Origin of the sequence: Hydrocoleum sp. CS-953, from assembly GCF_002260545.1 — a bacterium.
Classification (GTDB): domain Bacteria; phylum Cyanobacteriota; class Cyanobacteriia; order Cyanobacteriales; family Microcoleaceae; genus Trichodesmium.
Genome location: NZ_LGSU01000657.1, coordinates 1 through 4084 on the forward strand (window position 1 = coordinate 1; position 4084 = coordinate 4084).

Annotated in this window: 2 protein-coding genes and 1 pseudogene; 1 reads left to right on the forward strand and 2 read right to left on the reverse strand. The window is 43.2% G+C overall.

Annotated elements, in window-relative coordinates:
• Positions 1–1332 (forward strand): diflavin flavoprotein (locus tag AFK68_RS07445; protein ID WP_094672207.1); only part of this gene is annotated, 1332 nt, incomplete at its 5' end.
• Between the two features lie 1089 nt (positions 1333–2421).
• Here the strand turns inward: AFK68_RS07445 and AFK68_RS44490 are convergent.
• Positions 2422–2810, reverse strand: a 389-nt coding sequence (locus tag AFK68_RS44490) for an FG-GAP repeat domain-containing protein (protein ID WP_371357274.1), incomplete at its 5' end; no start/stop codon positions are given.
• A 1-nt stretch (position 2811) separates the two neighbouring features.
• Positions 2812–3552, reverse strand: a pseudogene (locus AFK68_RS44495) (DUF4347 domain-containing protein); the annotation flags it as partial.
• Positions 3553–4084 lie beyond the last annotated feature (532 nt).

The window sequence follows — 4084 nt, forward strand, 5'->3', positions numbered from 1 at the left end:
GTAGTTAAAGGAGAAGATACCCTTGATTTGGGTGGTGGCCATCAATTACGGTTTATCACCACTCCCACTCCTAAATGGCCAGACGGCTTAATGACTTATGACCCGCAAACTCAAATTTTGTTTACTGATAAATTTTTCGGCGCTCATGTCTGCGGAGACCAAGTTGCTGACGAAGGATGGAGTGTCTATAGCGAGGATAGACGCTTTTATTATGATTGTATCCATGCAGCTCAGGCAAAACAAGTGCTTTCTACTCTCGAAAAAATTTCTGAGTTGACTGTGAAATTCTATGGTTCTGGTCACGGACCAATGGTACGCTATGGGAAGATGGAGTTAACCAGTCTGTATCGGAAGTGGAGTCAGGAACAAAATACGCGAGATTTGAATGTAGCCTTGCTTTATGCTTCAGCTTATGGTAATACGGCGACTGTTGCTCAGGCGATCGCCAGAGGTATCACTAAAGCGGGGGTAGCTGTAGAATCAATTAACTGTGAAGCTGCCACATCTAATGAAATTAAGGAAGTAGCAGAAAAATGCGATGGGTTTATTATTGGTTCCCCTACTCTCGGCGGTCATGCACCAACTCAGATTCAAACAGCTTTAGGGATTTTATTGAATACAGTTTCTAAGGATAAATTAGCAGGGGTATTTGGTTCCTTTGGTTGGAGCGGTGAAGCAATAGATTTTTTGGCAAGTAGGTTAAAGGATGCGGGTTATAAGTTTGGTTTTGAACCTATTAGAGTTAAGTTTAAGCCAGATGATGTAATGATTCAAACTTGTAAGGAAACTGGTATTGATTTTGCTCAAGCTTTGATAAAATCCCAAAAACGTCGCGCTCCTAAACCTTCGGGGGGTGCTTCGGGAGGCGATCGTACTGCTCAAGCTGTGGGAAGAGTTGTCGGTTCTTTGTGTGTGATGTCTGCTAAACGTGGGGATGTCACCAGTGCGATGTTAGCTTCTTGGGTATCTCAAGCAACTTTTAATCCTCCTGGTGTGACTGTTGCTGTTGCCAAAGATAGAGCATTGGAGTCTTTGACTCATACGGGGGATACATTTGTATTGAATATATTAGCTGAGGAAAAAAAGGATTTACAAAAGCATTTTCTTAAGCCTTTTGCACCGGGAGAAGATCGTTTTGTTGGGGTTGAGACAAAGGAAGCTAATAATGGTTGCCCAATTTTAACAGATGCTCTGGCTTATTTGGAATGTAAAGTAGCAAACCGGATGGAGTGTGGCGATCATTGGTTAGTTTATGCTGTGGTAGAGAATGGTCAACTCTTGAATGATGGGGTGACTGCTGTTCACTTCCGCAAAACAGGCAGTCGTTATTAGGAATAGGGAATAGGGAGTGTGGGGAGTGTGGGAAGTGTGGGGAGAAACTACAACCAGTATATTAGTCCAGTAGTGTACTGACACAGCTAAAATGCTGCAATAGATGTAGTGTCGTGTTAAACCTTAACTGTTACTTTAGCAAAATGGTAGGATGTAGATTTTTCAAAGTAAAGACTCAAAAATTTATTCCACCATTTTAAGCTTGACACGAAAGTAGGTTGGGTTGTTTGCGTTAGCATTGCGTAGCATGGAACGTAGCTTGCTTCTCCGCAGGAGTAACCCAACAACATTCTTTCTCCCGTACGGACGCCCTTATGCAACGTCCCTACCTTACTCCCCCACTCCCCTACTCCCTAATGCACAGTTTTAGCTGTGTCAGTCTAGTAGGGTGCGTTAGACGGCTAAAACTTAGATTGTGAAAAGTATTTAACAATTCGTCGTAACGCACCATTTTAGCGGTGTAGCTCCAGTAGTAGATTGTTTCACCTTAAATGTTGCAATAGTAGGGGCGGGTTACGGTTCCCGAAAAATCAGCGTAAATTTTCATGCTTACTCTCAGATTTACATAAACCCGCCCCTGGGACGGTGGGTTATATCATTGGGGGCGGGTTTTGCTGACAATGTGTGAAAACTCGTTGTACGGATGTTGCACAGGCAAAAATGCGTTTTCCGTTCCGGAATGCTCCGCTTTCCAAGTCGCGCAGCGTTATCCTGACGGACTGCTGCGCAAACATGTCGGCTCTTAGCCGTTAGCGGAGCTTTGCGTCAGCAAAAACGTCCCTATAGTGAAACCAGCCCCTACAAAATCACCTCCCCATGACAATTTCAGTTTTGACTGTTAACTGATAACTGTTAACTGAAATGACTAAGGTACGACGCTACACAAAATCATCTGCTCCAATAAGGTCAGCATTGACTCGATANGACGGACTGCTGCGCAAACATGTCGGCTCTTAGCCGTTAGCGGAGCTTTGCGTCAGCAAAAACGTCCCTATAGTGAAACCAGCCCCTACAAAATCACCTCCCCATGACAATTTCAGTTTTGACTGTTAACTGATAACTGTTAACTGAAATGACTAAGGTACGACGCTACACAAAATCATCTGCTCCAATAAGGTCAGCATTGACTCGATACACAGTCGCTAGAGTTTCTTCACCGTATTTAATCAAAGTCGAACTGCCCCAAGGTTCGATCGCTAGGTCAGTAAAACTTACACCTTCTAATTTGATAGAGTCTTCTCCATCTTCAAAGGATTGTCCGGAGTCGGTGAAATTGCCGCTACCATCGTTTTTCCAAACTTTATTTGGCTCACTCACATTAGCAACAAAAGCATCGACATCTCCATCTCCATACACATCCGCCAAACTTACACCCATACTATTGAAACTACCCAAGGATTGTCCGGAGTCGGTGAAATTGCCATTACCATCGTTTTTCCAAACTTTATTTGGCTCACTCACATTAGCAACAAAAGCATNGACATCTCCATCTCCATACACATCCGCCAAACTTACACCCATACTATTGAAACTACCCAAGGATTGTCCGGAGTCGGTGAAATTGCCATTACCATCGTTTTTCCAAACTTTATTTGGCTCACTCACATTAGCAACAAAAGCATCTAAATCTCCATCTCCATCCACATCTGCCAAACTTATATCGTAGCCATTCGTACTATTATCCAAGGATTGTCCGGAGTCGGTGAAGTCCCCATTCAACACCCCTGGGTAACTCCCCATAACTTCCAGTTCCAATCCCAGACTGGAGGACATCTCACCGGTCCTTACCTCCAATTCCCAATTACCACCCTTAACTGCAGCTCCAGTCAAAGTCGCCGAAGCAGCAATATCCGCCCCAGTCAAACCCCGCAACTTAGCCACCAACTCAGCCCCCGCATCTCCCGCAGCCACATTACAACCATAAAGCAGGAGATTATCAATATTCCACTGTTGCAGTTTAGTAGCATAATGCTCCAGAGTACCCAAACTCAATTGACTATTGCCCAGATACAAACAACCAGGGGAACCATGAGAAATAATATGAACAGTTTTAACCTGTGGATATTGTTGTAAAATTCCGTCTATCTGCTCAATACCATCCCTAGCAGTATCAAGCAGGAATGGTTGAGCCTCAGCAACAACACCATCAAACAATTGCTGGTAGTTATCAACGCCAGCATCAATAAATACAGCAGTATTGAAATAGAAGTTAGTATTCATTTGACTTCTCCAAGTAAAATATTTTGTCGTAGCAAAGTTCTTGCTTGTAGTATTGCTCTAGCCCGCCAGATAGACGTGGGCTAAAGCAATACTACGANGTATCAAGCAGGAATGGTTGAGCCTCAGCAACAACACCATCAAACAATTGCTGGTAGTTATCAACGCCAGCATCAATAAATACAGCAGTATTGAAATAGAAGTTAGTATTCATTTGACTTCTCCAAGTAAAATATTTTGTCGTAGCAAAGTTCTTGCTTGTAGTATTGCTCTAGCCCGCCAGATAGACGTGGGCTAAAGCAATACTACGAGCTTGTAATTATAAGTATTCAACCGGATTTAATATTATGAGGACTTACACATGAACACTATTTGTAGCTATTTGTAGGGTGTGTTAGCCCTGGCGTAACGCACAAAGGAACTATATAGTACCTTTGCGTAAGTCCTGATTATACTATTTCTACGGAGCAGCAGTATTCAAAACATCGCCAGTACCAGTACCCAGTTGTATCTCGTACCCTGCTGTGAAACTATT